The following is an 18,903-nucleotide window of genomic DNA, read 5'->3' as shown; positions in this document are numbered from 1 at the left end:
ACTTGCGCGTGGAAGGGGGCTAGTTTGCCATCCATGCACGCACCCAGTGACGAGCAGCTCCAGCGCATCGCGGAAGCCACCGGCGCGAGCCTGCTCAAGGCACGCCTCACCCTGGTGACCGCGGAGAGCTGCACCGGCGGCTGGATCGCCAAGGCGGTGACCGACATCGCCGGCAGTTCCGCCTGGTTCGACTGCGGCATGGCCGCCTACAGCTACGAGGCCAAGCAGGCCCTGCTGGGCGTGCGCCCGGAGACGCTCGAGCAGCACGGCGCCGTCAGCCGCGAGACCGTGCTCGAGATGGTGTCCGGGGCGCTGGTGCATTCGGGCGCGGGCATCGCGGTCGCGGTGACCGGCATCGCCGGGCCGGGCGGCGGCACCGAGGACAAGCCGGTTGGCACGGTCTGGATCGGCTGGAAGCGGCGCGGCGGCTACCCGACCGCGCGCGCGTTCCACTTCGAGGGCGACCGCGACGCGGTCCGCCGGCAGACGGTGGCGGCGGCCCTCGAAGGCCTCGGGACCGTCCTGTAGGAGCGGCGCTCGCGCCGCGACCGCGAACGACCAAATCACGGCGCTAGCGCCGCTCCTACACGTGTTGTTGACTGCCTGTGGCGTTAGTAGTAATACTACCCGCATGGAGCTCTCAGCCACCCAGCAGGCCATCCTTGCCTTGATCGCCGAGCGCATAGAGGCGGAGGGGATGCCGCCCTCGCAGACCGAGATCGCGCGCGCCTTCGGCTTCAAGGGCGTGCGCGCCGCGCAGTACCACCTGGAGGCGCTCGAGGCCGCCGGTGCGATCGAGCGCATTCCTGGCCGGGCGCGCGGCATCCGCATGCTGCGCGCGCCGGAGGCACCGCAGCAGCAGCTCCAGCTCGACGGCGACGCGTTGCACCTGCCGGTGCTGGGGCAGGTCGCGGCGGGCGCACCGATCGGGGCCGATGGCGGCCTGCAGGAGCAGGTGCTGATCCTGGACCGGGTGCTGTTCTCGCCGGCGCCGGACTACCTGCTCAAGGTCAAGGGCGATTCGATGCGCGACGAAGGCATCTTCGACGGCGACCTGATCGGCGTGCACCGCACCTCCGACGCGCGCTCCGGGCAGATCGTGGTGGCGCGGATCGACGACGAGATCACCGTGAAGCTGCTCAAGGTCGGCAAGGACCGCATCCGGCTGCTGCCGCGCAACCCGGACTTCGCGCCGATCGAAGTGCTGCCGGACCAGGACTTCGCCATCGAGGGCCTGTACTGCGGGCTCGTGAGGCCCAACCGGTGAGCCTGCCGCCTCGGGGCAAGCGCAGGGTTTCCCGACAGCGGGACGCGGCATCGGCTGCTTCGGCCGGCGCCGCGGGTGGTTCAGATTCGAGTGGTGCCGAGGCGTCGCAGTCCGTGCGATGGCGGCCCGATAGCCTTCCTTCCCATCAGACACCCATCAAGGACCCGACCATGGACGAGAACAAGAAGCGCGCGCTCTCCGCCGCCCTGAGCCAGATCGAGAAGCAGTTCGGCAAGGGCTCCGTCATGCGCATGGGCGACCGCGTCGCCGAGGTCACCCCGGTGATCTCGACCGGTTCGCTGATGCTCGACATCGCCCTCGGCATCGGCGGGCTGCCGAAGGGCCGCGTGGTCGAGATCTACGGTCCGGAATCCTCGGGCAAGACCACCCTGACCCTGCAGGCGATCGCGCAGTGCCAGAAGAACGGCGGCACCGCCGCGTTCGTGGATGCCGAGCATGCGCTGGACCCGACCTACGCCGCCAAGCTGGGCGTCAACGTCGAGGACCTGCTGGTGTCGCAGCCGGACACCGGCGAGCAGGCGCTGGAAATCGCCGACATGCTGGTGCGCTCCAACGCGGTGGACATGGTGGTGGTGGACTCGGTCGCGGCGCTGACGCCGCGTGCCGAGATCGAGGGCGAGATGGGCGACCAACTCCCCGGCCTGCAGGCGCGACTGATGAGCCAGGCGCTGCGCAAGCTCACCGGCAACATCAAGCGCAGCAACTGCCTGGTGATCTTCATCAACCAGCTGCGCATGAAGATCGGCATCATGATGCCCGGCCAGAGCCCGGAGACCACCACCGGCGGCAACGCGCTGAAGTTCTACGCCTCGGTGCGCCTGGACATCCGCCGCATCGGCTCGGTCAAGAAGGGCGACGAGATCATCGGTAACCAGACCAAGATCAAGGTGGTCAAGAACAAGCTGGCGCCGCCGTTCAAGCAGGTGATCACGGAAATCCTGTACGGCGAGGGCATCTCGCGCGAGGGCGAACTGATCGAGATGGGCGTGGATGCCGGCCTGATCCAGAAGGCGGGCGCCTGGTACAGCTGCGACGACGAGCGCATCGGCCAGGGCAAGGAAAACGCGCGTCAGTTCCTCAAGGAGAACCCGGCGATCGCCGAGCGGATCGAGGGCGTGCTGCGCGAGAAGTTCGTGCCGCAGGTGGCCGGCGAACAGGACGATGAGGCGGACGACAAGGACTGACCCCGCGAAGCCGCGGGCGCCCCGGCGTCCGCGGCCGGAGCCGAGCCCGGCACAACGCGCGCTCTCGCTGCTGGTGCGGCGGGAGCATTCGCGTCCCGAGCTCACCCGCAAGCTGGTGGCCCGGGGCGTCGCCGAAGCCGACGCCGCCGAAGCGGTGGCTCGCATGGCCGAGGCCGGCTGGCAGGACGACCAGCGCTTCGCCTGCAGCGTGGCCCGCTCCCGGGCGGCCAGCGGTTACGGCCCCGCCTGGATCCGGGCCGAACTGGGCAGCCACGGCATCGGCGAGGGGATGATCGACCTCGCCTTCGCCGCGCTGGCCGAGGCCGGCGAGGACGACTGGGAAGAACGCGCCCGCGACTTGGTCGCCCGCCGTTTCGGCGACCGCATGGACACCCTGGCCGGCAAGCGCAAGGCCGCCGACTTCCTCTACCGCCGGGGATTCGACGGCGACTGCGTGCGGAGCGTGGTCCGCGGCTGATAACCTAGCCGCTTCCGGTCGCAGCCCTTCGCGACCCCGCCGTTCCGGGCACTCCCTCCGATGAAGACCACTTCCGAAATCCGCAGCGATTTCCTCGAATTCTTTGCCGCGCGCGGCCACGCCGTGGTGCCTTCGGCGCCGCTCGTCCCCGCCAACGATCCGACCCTGCTGTTCACCAACTCGGGCATGGTCCAGTTCAAGGACGTGTTCCTGGGCGCCGAGAAACCGGTCGCCCCGCGCGCGGTGGACGTGCAGCGCTGCCTGCGCGCCGGCGGCAAGCACAACGACCTCGACCAGGTCGGCTACACGGCGCGCCACCACACCTTCTTCGAGATGCTGGGCAACTGGTCGTTCGGCGACTACTTCAAGCGCGACGCCATCGCCTGGGCCTGGGAACTGCTGACCCAGGTCTGGAAGCTGCCGCCGGAGCGCCTCACCGCCACCGTCTACCAGACCGACGACGAGGCCTACGCGATCTGGCGCGACGTCATCGGCCTGTCGCCGGAGCGCATTATCCGCATCGGCGACAACAAGGGCGCGCCGTTCGCCAGCGACAACTTCTGGCAGATGGCCGACACCGGCCCGTGTGGCCCGTGCACCGAGATCTTCTACGACCACGGCGCGCACATTCCCGGAGGCCCGCCCGGCTCGCCGGACGAGGACGGCGACCGTTTCATCGAGATCTGGAACCTGGTGTTCATGCAGTTCGACCGCCAGCCGGACGGCACGCTGCTGCCGCTGCCGGCGCCGTGCGTGGACACCGGCATGGGCCTGGAACGCATCGCCGCGGTGCTGCAGGGCGTGCACGGCAACTACGAGATCGACCTGTTCCGCCACCTGATCGCCGAGGCGGGCAGGCTCACCGGCACCGGCGACCTCGGCAACAAGTCGCTGCGGGTCATCGCCGACCACATCCGCGCCTGCAGCTTCCTCGTCGTCGACGGCGTGCTGCCGTCGAACGAGGGCCGTGGCTACGTGTTGCGCAGGATCATCCGCCGCGCGCTGCGCCATGGCTGGATGCTTGGCGTGCGCGGCGACTTCCTCTGGAAGATGGTCGCGCCGCTGGTGGAAACCATGGGCGAGGCCTATCCGGAACTCGCGGACAAGCGCGACTTCGTCGAGCGGGTGCTGCGCGCCGAGGAGGAACGCTTCGGCGAGACCCTCGAACACGGCATGCGCATCTTCGACGAGGTCGCCGCGCGCGACGCGGTGAAGTCGTCCCGGGAGATCCCGGGCGGCGACGCCTTCCGCCTCTACGACACCTACGGCTTCCCGGTCGACCTGACCGCCGACATCGCGCGCGAGCGCGGCCTCGGCGTGGACATGGCCGGCTTCGAGGCGGCGATGGCCAGGCAGCGCGAGACCGCGCGCGCCGCCGGCAAGTTCGGCGGCGGCGCGACCCTGCCCGCGGAGCTCGCGTCGCAGTTGCCGGCGACGGAGTTCCTCGGCTACGACTCGCTCGACGCCGGCGGCCTCGAGGTGCTGGCGCTGCTGCGCGACGGGCGCCCAGTGGACGTGGTCGAAGCGGGCGAGGACGCGATCGTGATCCTCGACCGCACCCCGTTCTACGCCGAGTCCGGCGGCCAGGTCGGCGATGCCGGCGTGCTGGTGGAGCAGGGCACGGCCTTCGAGGTGTCCGACACGGTGAAGCTCGCCGGCCAGTTCCACGCCCACGTCGGTCGTGTCGCGGCAGGCAGCCTGCGCCGCGGCGCCTTGGTCGTCGGTACCGTGGACCGCGAGCGGCGCGCCGCGACCGTGCTCAACCACAGCGCCACCCACCTGCTGCACGCCGCGCTGCGCGAGGTGCTCGGCACGCACGTCGTGCAGAAGGGCTCGCTGGTCGCGCCCGATCGCCTGCGTTTCGACTTCTCCCACCCGCAACCGGTCACCCGCGAGGAGTTGGCGGAGATCGAGCGCCGGGTCAATGCCGAGGTGCGCGCCAACCACGCCGCCGAGGTGCATCACATGGCGATGCAGGAAGCCCTGGACTTCGGCGCGCTGGCGCTGTTCGGCGAGAAGTACGGCGAGCGCGTGCGCGTGCTGCGCATGGGCGATACCTCGATCGAGCTGTGCGGCGGTACCCACGTGGCGCGCACCGGCGACATCGGCCTGTTCAAGATCCTGTCCGAGGGCGGCGTGTCGGCCGGCGTGCGCCGGATCGAGGCGGTGACCGGGCAGGGCGCGCTGGACCACGTCGCGGCCGAGGAGCAGCGGCTGCAGGTCGCGGCGCAACTGCTCGGCGCCGGCACCGGCGAGGTCGCGGACAAGCTGCGGGCGGTGCTCGAGCGGCAGAAGAAGCTCGAGCGCGAGCTCGAGGCGCTGAAGGCCAAGGCCGCCAGCGGCGCGACCGCGGACCTGGCCTCGCAGGCGGTGGAGGTCGGCGGCGTGCGCGTGCTCGCGGCGCGGCTGGAGAACCTCGACGCCAGGGCCCTGCGCGACGCGGTCGACCGCCTGAAGCAGCAGCTCGGCGACGCCGTGGTGCTGCTGGCCGGGGCCGGCGACGGCAAGGCCGCGCTGGTCGCGGGCGTCAGCGGCGCCGCGCTCGGCAAGGTGAAGGCCGGCGAGCTGCTCGCGCATGTCGCCCGCCAGGTGAACGGCAAGGGCGGCGGACGCCCGGACCTGGCCCAGGGCGGTGGCGAGGATGGTCCGGCCCTGGTCGCCGCGCTGGCGGCCGTTCCTGACTGGGTGGGGCAGAGGATCAACTGAACATTCCCCGGCCGTGACCTGTGGCCGGGGTCGCCGAAGGCGGATGCCGGGTAGTATCCTCGGAGGTTTACGGAAACGCTTGCAGTCCCCGCTGAGGGGGCGCTGCGGCAGCGCCGCCACGGGCCGCCGCCAATGGAGATCGACCCATGCTGATTCTGACCCGCCGTGTCGGCGAGACCCTGATGATCGGAGACTCGGTCACGGTCACGGTGTTGGGCGTCAAGGGCAACCAGGTGCGCATCGGCATCACCGCGCCCAAGGACGTGGCGGTGCACCGCGAGGAAATCTACCAGCGCATCCAGCGCGGCGACGAAGCGCCGGGCGGGGATGCCGAGGATGCGTCCGGGGCCTGATCGGATTGCCGCGGCACGGGCGAGCCGGTATCCTGTCGCGCTCGCATTCGGGCGATGACGGCGCGAGACACGGAGAGTTGCCCGAGAGGCCGAAGGGGCTCCCCTGCTAAGGGAGTATAGGGTCAAAAGCTCTATCGAGGGTTCGAATCCCTCACTCTCCGCCATCCACCGAAAGCGAAAAAGGATTGACCGGAACCCGTCGGATTCCGCACAATTGCGCTTCTGCGCCCGTAGCTCAGCTGGATAGAGCACCAGGCTACGAACTTGGGGGTCGGAGGTTCGAATCCTTCCGGGCGCGCCAACAAAGGAAAAGGCCGATGGGGCGACCCACCGGCCTTTTTTCTTGCCTGCGTCGCGTGGTCAGCGCTGCTGCAGTTCCCGCGCCTGCTCCAGGTGCTCGCGCAGCTTCGGCAGCGCATTCGCGGCCAGCGTACGCGTCTGCGTCGCGCTGGCGTTCTGCGCGGCGTCCTCGAACAGCGCGATGGTCTTCTCGTGGTCGGCGACCATCATGTCCATGTAGGCGTCGTCGAACGCCTCGCCACTGGCGTCCTGGAGGCTGGCCAGGGCCGTCGGCGGCGGGGCGGGCGTCGCCGCGTCGGCCATGCCGGCCGCGCTGGACAGCTCCTGGCCCATCGCGGTGTGGTCCTGCACCATCATCGTGGCGTAGTTCCGGACTGCTTCGTCCTGCGCCTGCTGCTGCGCGAGCTCGCCGGCGACGATCTCCTTCTGGTTGCCCTGCATCGCCTGCTGGTAGAAGGCGGCGTCGGCGCTGGTGTCGTTGTCCATGGTGTCGGCTCCATCGTCGTCGTAGGGAGGCATCGCATCCGTGCCCGCGGTGGCGTCCGTCGGCGTGGCGACGTCGCCCGGTGCCGCGTCGTTGTCGTCGTTGTTGCCGCAGGCGACGAGCCCGGCGCCGGCGATCGCGAGCGTCAGGATGAAAAGGGTTCTGCGGGTGCTGTCCATGTCGTCTCCTCAGGGTGTCGTGCCCGGACGCCCGGTTGCGGTGTCCTGGTGCGTGTTCGTGCCGGTGCCGGTGCTGGTCGCGCCGCCGCCGGCCTGGCCGCCCGGCGAGGTGCCGCCGGCGCTGTTGCCGGTGTTGGTGTGCAGGCTGCCCGAAACCTCGGCGCTGCCCACGCGTGCGCTGCCGCTGGCGTGCACGCCGCCGGCCGAGGGCGCATTGCTCCTGCGCGCGTCGCGCACCTGGATGTGGTTGCGCACGTCGCGCACGCCCAGGCACTCGTCGGCGAGGTCCTCGGCGCGGTGCTTCATCCAGCGATGGCCGACGCTGCCGGTGAGCGTGGCCACGCCGTTGCTGACCTCCACGCTGATGTCGCTGGCGTCGAGGTCGTCGGCCTCGGTGAGGCGGTCGTTGAGGTCCTCGCGGATGCGCTCGTCGGAGCGGCGGTAGTTGCGCGGGCCCACGCCGCGGTAGCCGCGCGCGCCGTAGTTGCCGTAGGGGCGCGAGACCGGGCTGTCGTCCACCTGGTCGTAACCGCCGCCGCCGTAGTCGCTCTGGAAGTCGCGCGTCCCGCGCCGCGTGCGTCGCTGGCGACGGTCGTCGCGCATGTCGTCGCGGCGCTGGTCCAGCCAGTCCTGCGCCGCCTGGGTCCAGTGCTTGCCCATGCGCAGCATGTCCTGTGCCACCGCCTTCATGTCGGCGACCGTGGTGCTGGCAAGGTTCTCGTCCCGGTTGTTTCGCACGGTCGTGCCCTCCTCGAAGCAAGAATGTTGCGTACAGTGGTATAGCCCACTGCGGCATGGCCTCGGAGTGAAGAAGCGCGAGCCTGGACAGGGAAGCCAACTGAATGCGACAGCAAGGAACCATTGCGCCGGCACTGCTGCTGGGCGCGCTCGCGGCATCGCCCGGACACGCGCAGGAAGCCGCGTCCGCCACCACGCTGCCCGGGGTCGTCGTCGTCGGCCAGCACGTGCCCGATGCGACCCCGGCTTCCGTGGACGCGGTCGAAGCGGACGCCATTCCCGCCGCCCCTGGCGTCAGTGTTTCCGAGGCCCTGCGCAGGATCCCGGGGGTCGTCGCCCGCGACCGCCAGAACCTGGCGCAGGACGTGCAGGTGACCGTTCGAGGTTTCGGCGCGCGCACCACCTTCGGCGTGCGCGGCCTGCGCATCTACGTGGATGGCATCCCCGCGAGCATGCCCGACGGCCAGGGCCAGGTCTCGCACGTACCGCTGGCCGCGCTGGACTCGGTCGAGGTGCTGCGCGGGCCGTTCTCGGCGCTGTACGGCAATGCCGCGGGCGGGGTGATCCAGTTCTTCAGCAAGGCCCCGGGGCAGGAGATGGCGTTCGGGCTCGATGCCTCCGCCGGCGCGCACGGGCTGCGGCGCTTGGACGCGAGCTGGACCGGCCCGTGGGGTGCCGGCGGAGGCGCCGAGGATGGCGGTTACCGGTTCGACGCCGGCCGCCTGGACAGCGACGGCTTCCGCCGGCACAGCGCGGCGCGCCGCGACATCGCGCAGGCGCGGCTGACGCTGGAGTCCTCCGCGGGCACGCGTTTCGCGTTCACGGCCAGCGCGATGGACCTCACGGCGCAGGATCCGCAGGGCCTGACCCTGGCGCAGGTGCGCGAGGACCCGCGCGCGGCCAGCGCCGGGGCGCTGGCCTTCGACACCCGCAAGACGGTGCGCCAGCAGCAGGCCGGCGCGCGTCTCGAGCAGGATGCCGGCGAACTCGGCGTGCTCGCGCTGGGCCTGCATGCCGGGCAGCGCAAGACCTGGCAGATGCTGTCGGTTCCCGCCGCCGCGCAACTCGCGCCCGGCAGTGGCGGCGGCGTGATCGACCTCGATCGCGACTACGCCGGCCTCGATGCGCGCTGGACCTTCGATGGCCTGCTCGCCGGCCGTGCGTTCGCGCTCACCGTTGGCACCGAACTGCAGCGGTCCAGCGAACACCGCCTCGGCTTCGAGAACTTCGCCGGCGACACCCTGGGCGTCGTCGGCCGCTTGCGCCGCGACCAGCGCGACAGCACCACCGCGCGCGACCTGTTCGCGGAAGCGCGCTGGCGCTTCGCGCCGCGCTGGCAGGCGAGCGTGGGCCTGCGCCACAGCGAAGTCGCGTTCCGCTCGCTCGACCGCTACGTCGCGCCGGGCAATCCGGACGACAGCGGTGGCATGGACTACGGGTTCGATTCGCCGGTGGCGGGATTGCTGTTCGAACCGTCCGACTGGCTCGACCTGTACCTCAATGCCGGGCGCGGCTACGAGACGCCGTCGGCCTCGGAACTTGCCTACCGGCCGGACGGCGCCAGCGGCCTCAACGACGCGCTGCGGCCCTCGCGCAGCGACAGCCTCGAAGCGGGACTGCGCCTTCGACGCCACGGCCACGCGCTCGGGCTCGCGGTGTTCGACAGCGACACCTGCGACGAGTTGGTGGTCGCCAGCAACGAAGGCGGCCGCAGCACCTACCGCAACGCTGCCGAGACCCGCCGGAACGGCTGGGAACTGTCGGCGTCGGGCCCGCTGGGCGATGCCTGGCGCTACGCGCTGGCCTGGACCGCGCTCGATGCGCGCTACGGCGACGCGATGGGCGGCGGCCGCATCCCCGGCACCGCGGTGCGCACCGGCTGGGCCGAGTTGCGCTGGACGCCATCGCACGGGACCACGCTGTTCGCGTCAGCGAGCGGCAGCAGCCGGGTATACGCGGACGACGACAACACCGCGTGGGCGCCGGGGCATGCCACCGTGGACCTGGGCGTCGAACGCGAGTGGCGCATGGGGGGCGTGCCACTGGTGGCGGGACTGCGCGTGGACAACGTCTTCGACCGCGCCACCATCGGCTCGGTCATCGTCAATGCCGGCGGCGGCCGCTCCTTCGAGCCCGCCCCCGGCCGCACCCTCATGCTCACCCTCCAGCTCGGCCGCGCCGCGGTGGACTGACGCATTCTTCAGCCACAGATTTCACAGAGGAAAAAAGGATTGGGTTCGCGGCGATCCGTCGATTCGACCGCAACCTGGTTTTTCATCCTTTTCAATCTGTGAAATCTGTGGCTAAAGCTGTTTGAGGTTGGCCAGGTGGTCGAGGACGGCGACGGTGCTCCGGCCGGGGCGGTAGGCGGTGCGGAGGGCGGTGGCGATGTAGTCGGTGGCGGCGGCGCAGGCTTCGCGCGGTGGCAGGCCGAGGCAGAGGTTGGCGGCGATCGCCGAGGCGAGGGTGCAGCCGGTGCCGTGGCCGTCGACGTCGCGGCGCGCGTGTTCGAAGCGCAGCGTGCATCCGGCGTCGGCATAGCGGTCGACCACCATCGCGCCCTCGTGCAGGTGGCCGCCCTTGAGCAGCACCGTGGCCGCGCCCATGCCGCGCAGCTCCGCCAGCGCGGCTTCGGCGTCGCCGCCGCTGGTGATCGAGTGGCCGAGCAGCAGTTCGGCCTCGGGCATGTTCGGGGTCAGCACCGTGGCCAGCGGCAGCAGCCGCGTGCGCATCGCGTCGAGGGCGTCGTCGGCCAGCAGCTTCGCGCCCGAGGTCGCCACCATCACCGGGTCGAGCACCACGTGCGGCGGGCGGTGCGCCTCCAGCGCGTCGGCGACGGCGTGGATCACCTCGGCGGTGGCCAGCATCCCCAGCTTCACCGCGCCGATGCGGAAGTCGTCGAAACAGGCGTCGAGCTGGGCGCGCAGGAACGCCACCGGCGGCACGTGCACCGCGGTGACCCCGCGGGTGTGCTGGGCGGTCAGCGCGGCGATCGCGGACAGGCCGTGGACCCCGTGCGCGGCGAAGGCCTTGAGGTCGGCCTGGATGCCGGCGCCGCCCCCCGAGTCGGAGCCGGCGATGGTCAGCGCGCTGGTCGGGCGGTTGTCTTCCATGGCGATATGATGGGCGTTGTCCGCCGCCTTTGCACCGGACCACCACGGAGCCGCGATTGATCGCCATCGTCGAAGCCGCCCGCGCGGGGTTGCTGCGCCGGGAACACTGGGCGCCCAACATCGTTGCCGGACTGATCGTCGGCGTGGTCGCATTGCCGCTGGCGATGGCGTTCGCGATCGCCTCCGGGGTCAAGCCCGAGCAGGGGCTCTACACCTCGATCGTCGCCGGCGCGGCGGTGGCGCTGTTCGGCGGTTCGCGCATCCAGGTCGCGGGGCCGACCGGCGCCTTCATCGTGATCCTGGCCGGGGTGGTGGCGCAGTTCGGCGTCGGCGGGCTGCTGGTGGCGACCCTGATGGCCGGCGTCATGCTGGTGGCGATGGGCCTGGCGCGGCTGGGCGCGGTGATCCGCTTCATCCCGGACCCGGTGATCGTCGGCTTCACCGCCGGCATCGCGGTGATCATCTGGATCGGCCAGTGGCAGTACTTCTTCGGCCTGCCGGCGCCCACCGGCGAGGCCTTCTATGCCAAGGCCGGGCAGCTGCTGCAGTCGCTGCCGCAACTGCATCCGGCGACCACCGCGCTCGCGCTGGGCAGCCTGCTGCTGGCGCTGTGGGGCCCCCGCATCCCCGGCCTGGCCCGCGTGCCGGGGCCCTTGCTGGCGATGCTGGCGGCGACCGCCGTGGTCGCGATCTGGAACCCGCCGGGGGTCGCCACCATCGCCTCGACCTTCGGTGACATCCCGCGCGCGCTGCCGACGCTGCAGGTGCCGGAGATGTCGTTCGATCTGCTGGTGCTGCTGCTGCCCTCGGCGTTCACCATCGCCATGCTCGGCGCGATCGAATCGCTGCTGTCGGCGGTGGTCGCCGACGGCATGGCCGGCACCAGGCACGACTCCAACCAGGAACTGGTGGGGCAGGGTATCGCCAACATCCTGTCGCCGCTGTTCGGCGGCATCGCCGCCACCGGCGCGATCGCGCGCACCGCCACCAGCATCCGCAACGGCGCCACCAGCCCGCTGGCCGCACTGGTCCACTGCGCCCTGCTGGTAGCGGTGCTGGTGTTCCTGGCGCCCTACGCCGGCCAGGTGCCGCTGGCGGCGCTGGCCGCGATCCTGTGGGTGGTGGCCTGGAACATGAGCGAGGCGCCGCGCTTCCTGCGCCTGGTGCGCAGGGCGCCGCGCGCGGACGTGGCGATCCTGCTGATCACCTTCGCGCTGACCATCCTCACCGACCTGGTGGTGGCGGTGAACATCGGCGTGATCCTGGCGATGTTCCAGTTCCTGCGCCGGATGAGCAGCTCGGTCGAGGTGGTCGCCCAGGACCAGGCCAGCGTGCAACAGGAGCTGGCGGCGGCCGGGCTGGACGCGCTCCCGCGCGACGTCGCGGTGTACGCCATCGAGGGGCCGTTCTTCTTCGGCTCGGTGGATTCGCTGGAACGCGCGCTGTCGTGGTCGCGCGAGGCGCCCTCGGTGCTGGTGCTGCGCCTGGAGCGGGTGCCGTTCGTGGACGCCACCGGACTCAAGCGCCTGGAATCCACCATGCGCGCGATGGAGCGGCGCGGCGTGCGCGTGCTGTTTACCGGCGCCAACATGCGGGTGCTGCGCAAGCTCGTGCGCGCCGGCATCGTCGAGCGCGCGGACGGGGCGTCGAACTATGCCGGGACCCTGGCGGCGGCCTTCGAGGCGGTGGCCGCCGCGCGCGGGGATCAGAGCACTTCGGAAGCGTAGTCCGCCAGCCGCGAGCGCTCGCCGCGGCGCAGGGTGACGTGCGCGCTGTGCGCCCAGTCCTTGAAGCGGTCCACCGCGTAGGTCAGGCCCGAGGTGGTCTCGGTGAGGTAGGGCGTGTCGATCTGCTCGACGTTGCCCAGGCACACGATCTTGGTGCCGGGGCCCGCGCGCGTGATCAGCGTCTTCATCTGCTTCGGCGTCAGGTTCTGCGCCTCGTCGAGGATCAGCCAGCGCGAGAGGAAGGTGCGCCCGCGCATGAAGTTGAGCGAGCGGATCTTGATCCGCGAGGCCAGCAGGTCGTTGGTCGCGGCGCGGCCCCAGCTCCCGCCTTCCTGGTTGTGCGTGAGCACCTCCAGGTTGTCGGTGAGCGCGCCCATCCACGGCGTCATCTTCTCTTCCTCGGTGCCGGGCAGGAAGCCGATGTCGTCGCCGACGCTGACCGTGGCGCGGGTCATGATGATCTCGCGGTAGCGCTGCTGGTCCATGGTCTGTGCGAGGCCGGCGGCGAGGGCGAGCAGGGTCTTGCCGGTGCCGGCGGTACCGAGCAGGGTGACGAAGTCGATCTCCGGATCCATCAGCGCGTTGAGCGCGAAGTTCTGCTCGCGGTTGCGCGCGGTGATCCCCCAGACCGCGTGCTGCGGCGTGCGGAAGTCGTCCACGATCTGCAGCACCACGCCGTCGTCCTCGACCCGCGCGACCTTCAGCTCCGCTTCCTCGTCGCCGGGCAGGTACAGATACTGGTTCGGGTGCCAGGCCTGCTCCTCCCCGCCGTCGGCGTCGCGGAGGCGCGCGACGCGGTAGTAGGTGCGGCCCTTGTCGGTCCAGCTCTTGAGGCCCTCGCCGTGCCGCTGCCAGAAGTCCGCCGGCAGCGCGGTGGCGCCGGTGTACAGCAGGCTGAAGTCGTCGAGCGCGCGGTCGTTCTCGTAGTCCTCGTTGACGATCCCCGCGATCGACGCCTTGATGCGCAGGTTGATGTCCTTGGACACGAACACCACGTGCGCGTCGGGCTGGTCCTCCTTCAGCGCCAGGATCGCGCCGAGGATGTGGTTGTCCGGCGGCACGCTGCCGAACGCGGCGGCGCCGAAGCGCTTGCCGGAATCGAAGTCGCGGGTCTGGAAGCGCAGCCGGCCGGCGCTGCGCGCACCGCGCAGCTGCAGCCCCTGCGGCTGCCGCAGGGGCAGGCCGTCGGTGATGTCGTGGTTCGGGTCGGCCTCGATCAGGTCGTTGAGGAAGCGGCTGACCTGGCGCGCGTTGCGGCTGGCCTCGGAGGTGCCCTTCTTGGCCTTGTCGAGTTCCTCCATCACCTGCATCGGCAGGTACACGTCGTGTTCCGCGAACTTGAACAGCGCGGTCGGATCGTGCATCAGCACGTTGGTGTCGAGGACGTAGATGCGGGTGCTACGCGTCATGCGTGCGTTGTTCCGTCTTGAGGGTGTCGAGCACGGCCTCGGCATGGCCGGACACCTTGACCTTGCGCCAGGCGGCGCGGACGACCCCGTCCGGGTCGATCAGGAACGTGCTGCGTTCCACGCCGATGAATTCGCGGCCGTAGAGCTTCTTCGGCTTGATCACGTCGAAGGCGCGGCACAGCTTCTCGTCCGGGTCGCTCACCAGCGGGAACCGGAAGCCCTGCTTCTCGCTGAAGTTGCGGTGCGAGCGCACCGAATCGCGCGACACGCCGAGGACCGCGGCGCCGAGCTTGCGGAACTTCGGCAGCAGCGCGTCGAAGTCGTTGCCCTCGTTGGTGCAGCCGGGCGTGGAGTCCTTCGGGTAGAAGTACAGCACCAGCCATTGGCCGGCGAAGTCGGCGAGGGTCGTGGTGCTGCCGTCGTCCAGTGCCAGCGGCAGCCCCAGGGTCGTCTTGCTCAGCGCCTTGCCGGTGTCCGCCATGGTCAGAACTTCATCGGGTCCATGATCGCGTCGAGGTTCAGGTGGTCGCAGAACTCGAGGAAGTCGTCGCGCAACGCGGCGATGTGCATGTCCGCCGGAATGCCGATGGTGACCTGGGCGGTGAACATCTCGGCGCCGGTCTGCATGGCGCGGTAGCGCGAGCAGTGCAGCGACTCGATGGTGATGCCCTGGCGGTCGAAGAAGTCGGCGAGCTGGAACAGGATGCCGGGCTTGTCGGCGGCCACCACCTCGACCACGTAGGGCAGCAGGTTCGACTGCACCGGCTTCGGCCCGGTCCGGTACCAGACCAGCTTCAGGTCCTCCTCGCGCTCGAGCTTGCCGAGCATGGTCTCGAGCTTGGCGACCGCGTCCCAGGAACCGGTGGCGAGCGCGGTGACCGAGACGTCCCGTCCCACGGTCGCCAGCCGGGTGTCCACCAGGTTGCAACCGCTGTCGGCGATGCGCCGGGTCACCGCCAGCAGCGGGGACCGCGGATGCGTCGTGTAGGCGTTGATCAGCAGGTGGTTCTCGTTGGGCGACGGACGGCTGGCAGGGTCTGGATCGGTCAAGGCGAAAGCGTCCGTTGCAGGGGAAAACGCGTGCAGCCAGCATACTTGCCCGTGCGCGAGCGCCGCAAGTAACATCGGGCGGTGGCCAGCACCCCGCGACTTTCCGGCAGCATCACTGCGCTGGCGACCCCCTTCACGGGCGCCGGAGAGCTCGATCTGGACGCCTGGCGGCGCTTGCTGCAGCAGCAGCTGGAGGCCGGCACCCAGGCGCTGGTGGTCGCCGGCTCGACCGGCGAGGCCGCCACCCTCTACGACGTCGAGTACGACACCCTGTTGCGCTGCGCCGTGGAACTGGCCAACGGCAAGGTTCCCGTGGTCGCCGGCACCGGCCTGTCCGGCACCGACAAGACCATCGCCCGGACCCGCCGCGCAGCGGGCCTCGGCGCCGATGCCGTGCTGGTGGTAACCCCGCCCTACGTGCGTCCGACCCAGCCCGGCCTGCTCGCGCACTTCCGCGCGGTCGCCGACGACAGCAAGGTGCCGGTGCTCCTCTACAACGTGCCCGGCCGCACCGGTTGCGACCTGCTGCCGGAGACCACCGCCGCGCTGGCCGGGCACACGAACGTCTGCGGCATCAAGGAGGCGCGCAACGACCCCGGCCGCATGCAGCAGTTGCTGCCGTTGCGCGGGCCCGGCTTCGTCGTGCTCAGCGGCGACGACCCCACCGCCGCGCGCGCGATGCTCGCCGGCGCGGACGGCCTGGTGTCGGTCGCCTCCAACGTGTTGCCGCACGCGCTGCGCCGGCTGTGCGACCTGGCGCGCGCCGGGGACGAGGCCGAGGCCATGGCGCTGCACGCGCGGCTGGAGCCGTGCTTCGACTTCCTCGCGCTGGAGCCGAACCCGATCCCGCTCAAGGCGCTGCTCGAGCGCGCCGGCATCGGCCGCGGCCTGCGCCTTCCCTTGACCCCGTTGTCCGACCGACACGCGGAGGCGGCCGCCGAGGCCGCCGCCCGCATCCAGCAGATCGAACAGGAGTGCCGCGACCGATTCGCGGCCTGACAGGAGACCCACCCCATGCGCCTTTCCCGCCACACCGTCCTGCCCGCCATCGCCGCGACCGCCCTGGCCGCCACCGTCGCCGGCTGCAGCTGGTTCAGCAAGGACAGCGCCTACGCGCTGGCAGCCGAGGCGCGGCCGCTGGAAGTCCCGCCGGACCTCGACCGGCCCAGCACCGACGGCGCGATGGCGATCCCCGGCGAATCCGGCCAGTCCTCGGTGATGCGTTCGTCGCTGGGCCAGCCCAGCGCGGCCCAGGCCGCGAGCGGCTTCACCGTCGCCGGCGACCGCCAAGAGGTGTACGCGCGCGTGGGCGACGTGCTCGAAGGCACCGAGGGCGTCACCATTGCCAGCCGCGCGCAGGTGCTCGGCGCCTACGACGTAAGCTACGAGGGCAGCAACTTCCTGGTGCGCGTGAGCGACGGGCAGGGCGGGGTCTACGTTTCGGCGGTGGACCCGCGCGGGGTGCCGGCGACCGGGGCGGCGGCGCTCAAGCTGGTGGCGACGCTCAAGGCCGCCCTCGGCGGCTGAGGCGCCTCAGCGCTCCAGCAGGGCCAGCTTGCCGGGCTTGCCGTCCCACTCGGCGGCGTCCGGCGGCGGGTCCTTGCGGACGGCCAGCACCGGCCATTCCTTCGCCAGCTCGGCGTTGAGGCCGACGAAGACTTCCTGGCCGGCGGGGACGTCGTCCTCGGGGTAGATCGCGTTGACCGGGCACTCGGGCTCGCACAGGGTGCAGTCGATGCACTCGTCCGGGTCGATCACCAGGAAGTTCGGGCCCTCGTGGAAGCAGTCCACCGGGCACACCTCGACGCAGTCGGTGTGCTTGCACTTGATGCAGTTTTCGGTGACGACGAAGGGCATGCCGCAAGTCTAAACGACGGAGCCCACGCGGGTGGCGTGGGCTCCTGGATTTGGCGCTCCCTACGAGATTCGAACTCGTGTTTTAGCCTTGAGAGGGCCACGTCCTAGGCCTCTAGACGAAGGGAGCAGGTTGGCTTGCTAGTATAGGGGGCTGACCTGCCGAAAGGCAACGCTTCCCGGACCGCGGCCAAGCCGCCCAGATGCCCATCCAAGACCCGCCATCCCCAGCCTCCGCGCCCGTGGCACTCCAGGTGATCCCGCGCGAGGGCCACAACATCTCGCGCAAGGACATCAGCCCCAATGCCGTGCGCGTGCTCTACAGACTCCGCGACGCGGGATTCGCCGCCTGCCTGGTGGGCGGCGCCGTGCGCGACCTGCTGGTCGGCGGCAAGCCCAAGGACTTCGACATCGCCACCGACGCGACCCCCGAGGAGGTCAAGTCGCTGTTCCGCAACTGCCGCCTGATCGGGCGCCGGTTCCGGCTCGCGCACGTGGTCTTCGGCCGCGAGATCATCGAGGTCGCGACCTTCCGCGCCAACACCGACGACGGCAGCGGCGACCGCGAGCTGCACGAAGGCGGCCGCCTGCTGCGCGACAACGTCTACGGCACCATCGAGGAGGACGCGGTCCGCCGCGACTTCACCGCCAACGCGCTGTACTACGCGATCGAGGACTTCTCGGTGCGCGACTACGTCGGCGGCTTCGAGGACGTGCGCAACCGGGTGTTGAAGCTGATCGGCGATCCCGAGGCGCGCTATCGCGAGGATCCGGTGCGCATGCTGCGCGCCGTGCGGCTCGCCGCCAAGCTCGACTTCAGCATCGATCCGGCCACGGCCGAACCGCTGCCGAGGCTGGCGCCCCTGCTGCGCGAATCGGCGCCGGCGCGCCTGTTCGAGGAGTGCCTCAAGATGTTCCTCTCCGGGCATGCCGAGGCCAGCTTCCTTGGCCTGGAGAAGCACGGCCTGCTGGCCGCGCTGTTCCCGGAAACCGCCGCCGCGCTCGCGGCCAACCGCAGCGGCGCACTGCGGCGGATGCTGGTCGAGGGCCTGCGCGGCACCGACGCCCGCGTCGCCGCCGGCGAACCGGTCTCGCCCGCGTTCCTGTTCGCGCTGCTGCTGTGGCCGGCCTACTGCCGCCAGCTGATGGCGCTGCAGGCGCAAGGCATGCATGCGGCCGAGGCCCAGCGCCGCGCGGCCGATCGGGTCACCCTGCACCAGCTGCAGGTGGTGGCGCTGCCGCGCCGGTTCTCGACCCCGATGCAGGAGATCTGGCTGCTGCAATCGCGCTTCGGCCAGCGCAAGCGGGTAGGACGCCTGCTCGCGCATCCGCGTTTCCGCGCCGCGTTCGACTTCCTGGCCCTGCGCGAGGTCGCCTCGCCGGAGCACGCCGAGGACGTGGCTTTCTGGCGCGAGGCCCAGGGCGACCTGGCCCAGGACGCGACCGAGGCTGGGGGGGACGGAGACGACGAGGCGGGAGCGCCCCCCGCGCGCCGCCGACGCCGGCGCCGGCGCAGCGACGGCCGGACCGGCTGATGGCCATCCCGGTCACCGCCGCGATCGGGCTCGGCGGCAACATCGGCGACGCCGCGGCCACCCTGCGCGAAGCTCTGCAGGCGCTCGACGCGCTGCCGCGCACGCGCCTGCTGCGCGCGTCGAGCCTCTACCGCACGCCGGCCTGGGGCAACACCGAGCAGGACGATTTCACCAACGCGGTCGCCCTGCTGCAGACCGAACTCGATGCACGGGCGTTGCTGGACGCGCTGCTCGAGGTCGAGCTGCGCTTCGGCCGCAACCGCGCCGCGTCGCCGCCCTGGGGCCCGCGCACGCTGGACCTCGACCTGCTGCTGTACGGCGATGCCGTGATCGACGAGCCGGGGTTGCGGGTGCCGCATCCGCACCTGCACGAGCGCGCCTTCGTGCTGGTGCCGCTGGCGCAGGTCGCGCCGGGCCTGCGGGTCCCCGGGCACGGCCCGGTTTCGACATTGCTGGACGCGGTGGATGCGCACGACTGCGTACCATTGGGCGCCGCCGCCTGACC

At 71.0% G+C, this 18,903-nt stretch carries 19 protein-coding genes and 3 tRNA genes; 14 read left to right on the top strand and 8 right to left on the bottom strand.

Annotated elements, in window-relative coordinates:
• Positions 1–33 precede the first annotated feature (33 nt).
• The 8 genes from E4F25_RS04085 (at position 34) to E4F25_RS04050 (ending at position 6,310) form a co-directional block, all read left to right on the top strand.
• Positions 34–528 carry a CinA family protein gene (locus E4F25_RS04085; RefSeq protein WP_140908947.1) on the top strand — a complete coding sequence of 165 codons (495 nt, stop codon included), beginning with the start codon at positions 34–36 and terminating at the stop codon, positions 526–528.
• A gap of 103 nt (positions 529–631) precedes the next feature.
• On the top strand, positions 632–1,267 hold the full coding sequence (gene lexA, locus E4F25_RS04080; RefSeq protein WP_140908946.1) for a transcriptional repressor LexA: 636 nt from the start codon (positions 632–634) through the stop codon (positions 1,265–1,267).
• 170 nt (positions 1,268–1,437) lie between these two features.
• On the top strand, positions 1,438–2,472 hold the full coding sequence (recA, locus tag E4F25_RS04075; RefSeq protein ID WP_140908945.1) for a recombinase RecA: 1,035 nt from the start codon (positions 1,438–1,440) through the stop codon (positions 2,470–2,472).
• Positions 2,450–2,950, top strand: coding sequence for a regulatory protein RecX (locus E4F25_RS04070; protein WP_140908944.1), 501 nt, complete (start codon positions 2,450–2,452; stop codon positions 2,948–2,950). The genes recA and E4F25_RS04070 overlap by 23 nt, the downstream gene beginning before the upstream one ends.
• Positions 2,951–3,010: 60 nt before the next feature.
• Positions 3,011–5,656, top strand: coding sequence for an alanine--tRNA ligase (alaS, locus tag E4F25_RS04065; RefSeq protein WP_140908943.1), 2,646 nt, complete (start codon positions 3,011–3,013; stop codon positions 5,654–5,656).
• A 146-nt stretch (positions 5,657–5,802) separates the two neighbouring features.
• Entirely contained in the window at positions 5,803–6,009 is a 207-nt protein-coding gene (csrA, locus tag E4F25_RS04060) for a carbon storage regulator CsrA (protein WP_140908942.1), read from the top strand.
• Positions 6,010–6,080: 71 nt separating this feature from the next.
• Positions 6,081–6,173, top strand: a tRNA-Ser gene (locus E4F25_RS04055).
• Between the two features lie 60 nt (positions 6,174–6,233).
• Positions 6,234–6,310, top strand: a tRNA-Arg gene (locus E4F25_RS04050).
• A gap of 59 nt (positions 6,311–6,369) precedes the next feature.
• Here E4F25_RS04050 and E4F25_RS04045 read toward each other — a convergent pair.
• Positions 6,370–6,972, bottom strand: a complete 603-nt coding sequence (locus tag E4F25_RS04045) for a DUF4142 domain-containing protein (RefSeq protein ID WP_140908941.1) — start codon at positions 6,970–6,972, stop codon at positions 6,370–6,372.
• 9 nt (positions 6,973–6,981) lie between these two features.
• Complete coding sequence (locus E4F25_RS04040) at positions 6,982–7,710, bottom strand: BON domain-containing protein (protein WP_181168194.1); 729 nt, start codon at positions 7,708–7,710, stop codon at positions 6,982–6,984.
• A gap of 104 nt (positions 7,711–7,814) precedes the next feature.
• Between E4F25_RS04040 and E4F25_RS04035 the strand changes: the two genes are divergently transcribed.
• Positions 7,815–9,902, top strand: coding sequence for a TonB-dependent receptor family protein (locus E4F25_RS04035; RefSeq protein ID WP_140908939.1), 2,088 nt, complete (start codon positions 7,815–7,817; stop codon positions 9,900–9,902).
• A gap of 111 nt (positions 9,903–10,013) precedes the next feature.
• On the opposite strand, the gene thiD is transcribed toward E4F25_RS04035, so the two are convergent.
• Complete coding sequence (gene thiD, locus E4F25_RS04030; protein WP_140908938.1) at positions 10,014–10,823, bottom strand: bifunctional hydroxymethylpyrimidine kinase/phosphomethylpyrimidine kinase; 810 nt, start codon at positions 10,821–10,823, stop codon at positions 10,014–10,016.
• Positions 10,824–10,879: 56 nt separating this feature from the next.
• Here thiD and E4F25_RS04025 point away from each other — a divergent pair, with 56 nt between their 5' ends.
• Positions 10,880–12,550 (top strand): SulP family inorganic anion transporter, encoded by a 1,671-nt coding sequence (locus E4F25_RS04025; RefSeq protein WP_140908937.1) that lies wholly within the window; start codon positions 10,880–10,882, stop codon positions 12,548–12,550.
• Here E4F25_RS04025 and E4F25_RS04020 read toward each other — a convergent pair.
• From E4F25_RS04020 to E4F25_RS04010, 3 genes are read right to left on the bottom strand one after another with little or no spacing between them, the layout of a single operon-like run.
• On the bottom strand, positions 12,529–13,959 hold the full coding sequence (locus tag E4F25_RS04020) for a PhoH family protein (protein WP_140908936.1): 1,431 nt from the start codon (positions 13,957–13,959) through the stop codon (positions 12,529–12,531). The two genes, E4F25_RS04025 and E4F25_RS04020, sit on opposite strands and share 22 nt — an antisense overlap.
• The gene (locus tag E4F25_RS04015) at positions 13,949–14,440 is read right to left on the bottom strand and encodes a peroxiredoxin (RefSeq protein ID WP_140908935.1); all 492 of its coding nucleotides are present in this window, start codon (positions 14,438–14,440) and stop codon (positions 13,949–13,951) included. Before E4F25_RS04015 ends, E4F25_RS04020 begins: the two co-directional genes overlap by 11 nt.
• A 2-nt stretch (positions 14,441–14,442) precedes the next feature.
• A complete protein-coding gene (locus tag E4F25_RS04010) occupies positions 14,443–15,084 on the bottom strand; it encodes a glycine cleavage system transcriptional repressor (protein WP_140908934.1) in 642 nt (213 codons plus the stop codon).
• 6 nt (positions 15,085–15,090) lie between these two features.
• Here E4F25_RS04010 and dapA point away from each other — a divergent pair, with 6 nt between their 5' ends.
• Positions 15,091–16,008, top strand: a complete 918-nt coding sequence (gene dapA, locus E4F25_RS04005) for a 4-hydroxy-tetrahydrodipicolinate synthase (RefSeq protein ID WP_140908933.1) — start codon at positions 15,091–15,093, stop codon at positions 16,006–16,008.
• Between the two features lie 15 nt (positions 16,009–16,023).
• Positions 16,024–16,536: a hypothetical protein gene (locus E4F25_RS04000; RefSeq protein WP_140908932.1), complete on the top strand. Its 513-nt coding sequence runs from the start codon at positions 16,024–16,026 to the stop codon at positions 16,534–16,536.
• A 6-nt stretch (positions 16,537–16,542) separates the two neighbouring features.
• On the opposite strand, the gene fdxA is transcribed toward E4F25_RS04000, so the two are convergent.
• Both fdxA and E4F25_RS03990 read right to left on the bottom strand, forming a co-directional pair.
• Positions 16,543–16,866, bottom strand: coding sequence for a ferredoxin FdxA (gene fdxA / locus E4F25_RS03995; protein WP_140908931.1), 324 nt, complete (start codon positions 16,864–16,866; stop codon positions 16,543–16,545).
• Positions 16,867–16,917: 51 nt separating this feature from the next.
• Positions 16,918–16,993: transfer RNA gene (locus E4F25_RS03990), tRNA-Glu, on the bottom strand.
• A 73-nt stretch (positions 16,994–17,066) separates the two neighbouring features.
• Between E4F25_RS03990 and pcnB the strand changes: the two genes are divergently transcribed.
• Positions 17,067–18,398: a polynucleotide adenylyltransferase PcnB gene (gene pcnB, locus E4F25_RS03985; RefSeq protein WP_140908930.1), complete on the top strand. Its 1,332-nt coding sequence runs from the start codon at positions 17,067–17,069 to the stop codon at positions 18,396–18,398.
• Positions 18,398–18,901 carry a 2-amino-4-hydroxy-6-hydroxymethyldihydropteridine diphosphokinase gene (folK, locus tag E4F25_RS03980; protein WP_140908929.1) on the top strand — a complete coding sequence of 168 codons (504 nt, stop codon included), beginning with the start codon at positions 18,398–18,400 and terminating at the stop codon, positions 18,899–18,901. Before pcnB ends, folK begins: the two co-directional genes overlap by 1 nt.
• Positions 18,902–18,903 lie beyond the last annotated feature (2 nt).

The sequence above is a fragment of the Cognatiluteimonas lumbrici genome (assembly GCF_006476065.1).
Classification (GTDB): Bacteria; Pseudomonadota; Gammaproteobacteria; order Xanthomonadales; family Xanthomonadaceae; genus Cognatiluteimonas; species Cognatiluteimonas lumbrici.
Note: the sequence above shows the minus strand (reverse complement) of the source record. Positions and strands in the feature narration are given on the sequence as shown.

Bases quoted from the DNA above. Each gene is read 5' to 3' on its own strand.
- lexA (WP_140908946.1), top strand. From the start codon at position 632: ATGGAGCTCTCAGCCACCCAGCAGGCCATCCTTGCCTTGATCGCCGAG.
- csrA (WP_140908942.1), top strand. From the start codon at position 5,803: ATGCTGATTCTGACCCGCCGTGTCGGCGAGACCCTGATGATCGGAGAC.
- alaS (WP_140908943.1), top strand. From the start codon at position 3,011: ATGAAGACCACTTCCGAAATCCGCAGCGATTTCCTCGAATTCTTTGCC.
- E4F25_RS04035 (WP_140908939.1), top strand. From the start codon at position 7,815: ATGCGACAGCAAGGAACCATTGCGCCGGCACTGCTGCTGGGCGCGCTC.
- folK (WP_140908929.1), top strand. From the start codon at position 18,398: ATGGCCATCCCGGTCACCGCCGCGATCGGGCTCGGCGGCAACATCGGC.
- pcnB (WP_140908930.1), top strand. From the start codon at position 17,067: ATGCCCATCCAAGACCCGCCATCCCCAGCCTCCGCGCCCGTGGCACTC.
- recA (WP_140908945.1), top strand. From the start codon at position 1,438: ATGGACGAGAACAAGAAGCGCGCGCTCTCCGCCGCCCTGAGCCAGATC.
- E4F25_RS04085 (WP_140908947.1), top strand. From the start codon at position 34: ATGCACGCACCCAGTGACGAGCAGCTCCAGCGCATCGCGGAAGCCACC.
- thiD (WP_140908938.1), bottom strand. From the start codon at position 10,823: ATGGAAGACAACCGCCCGACCAGCGCGCTGACCATCGCCGGCTCCGAC.
- E4F25_RS04015 (WP_140908935.1), bottom strand. From the start codon at position 14,440: ATGGCGGACACCGGCAAGGCGCTGAGCAAGACGACCCTGGGGCTGCCG.
- E4F25_RS04070 (WP_140908944.1), top strand. From the start codon at position 2,450: ATGAGGCGGACGACAAGGACTGACCCCGCGAAGCCGCGGGCGCCCCGG.
- E4F25_RS04020 (WP_140908936.1), bottom strand. From the start codon at position 13,959: ATGACGCGTAGCACCCGCATCTACGTCCTCGACACCAACGTGCTGATG.
- E4F25_RS04010 (WP_140908934.1), bottom strand. From the start codon at position 15,084: ATGTTACTTGCGGCGCTCGCGCACGGGCAAGTATGCTGGCTGCACGCG.
- fdxA (WP_140908931.1), bottom strand. From the start codon at position 16,866: ATGCCCTTCGTCGTCACCGAAAACTGCATCAAGTGCAAGCACACCGAC.
- E4F25_RS04000 (WP_140908932.1), top strand. From the start codon at position 16,024: ATGCGCCTTTCCCGCCACACCGTCCTGCCCGCCATCGCCGCGACCGCC.
- E4F25_RS04045 (WP_140908941.1), bottom strand. From the start codon at position 6,972: ATGGACAGCACCCGCAGAACCCTTTTCATCCTGACGCTCGCGATCGCC.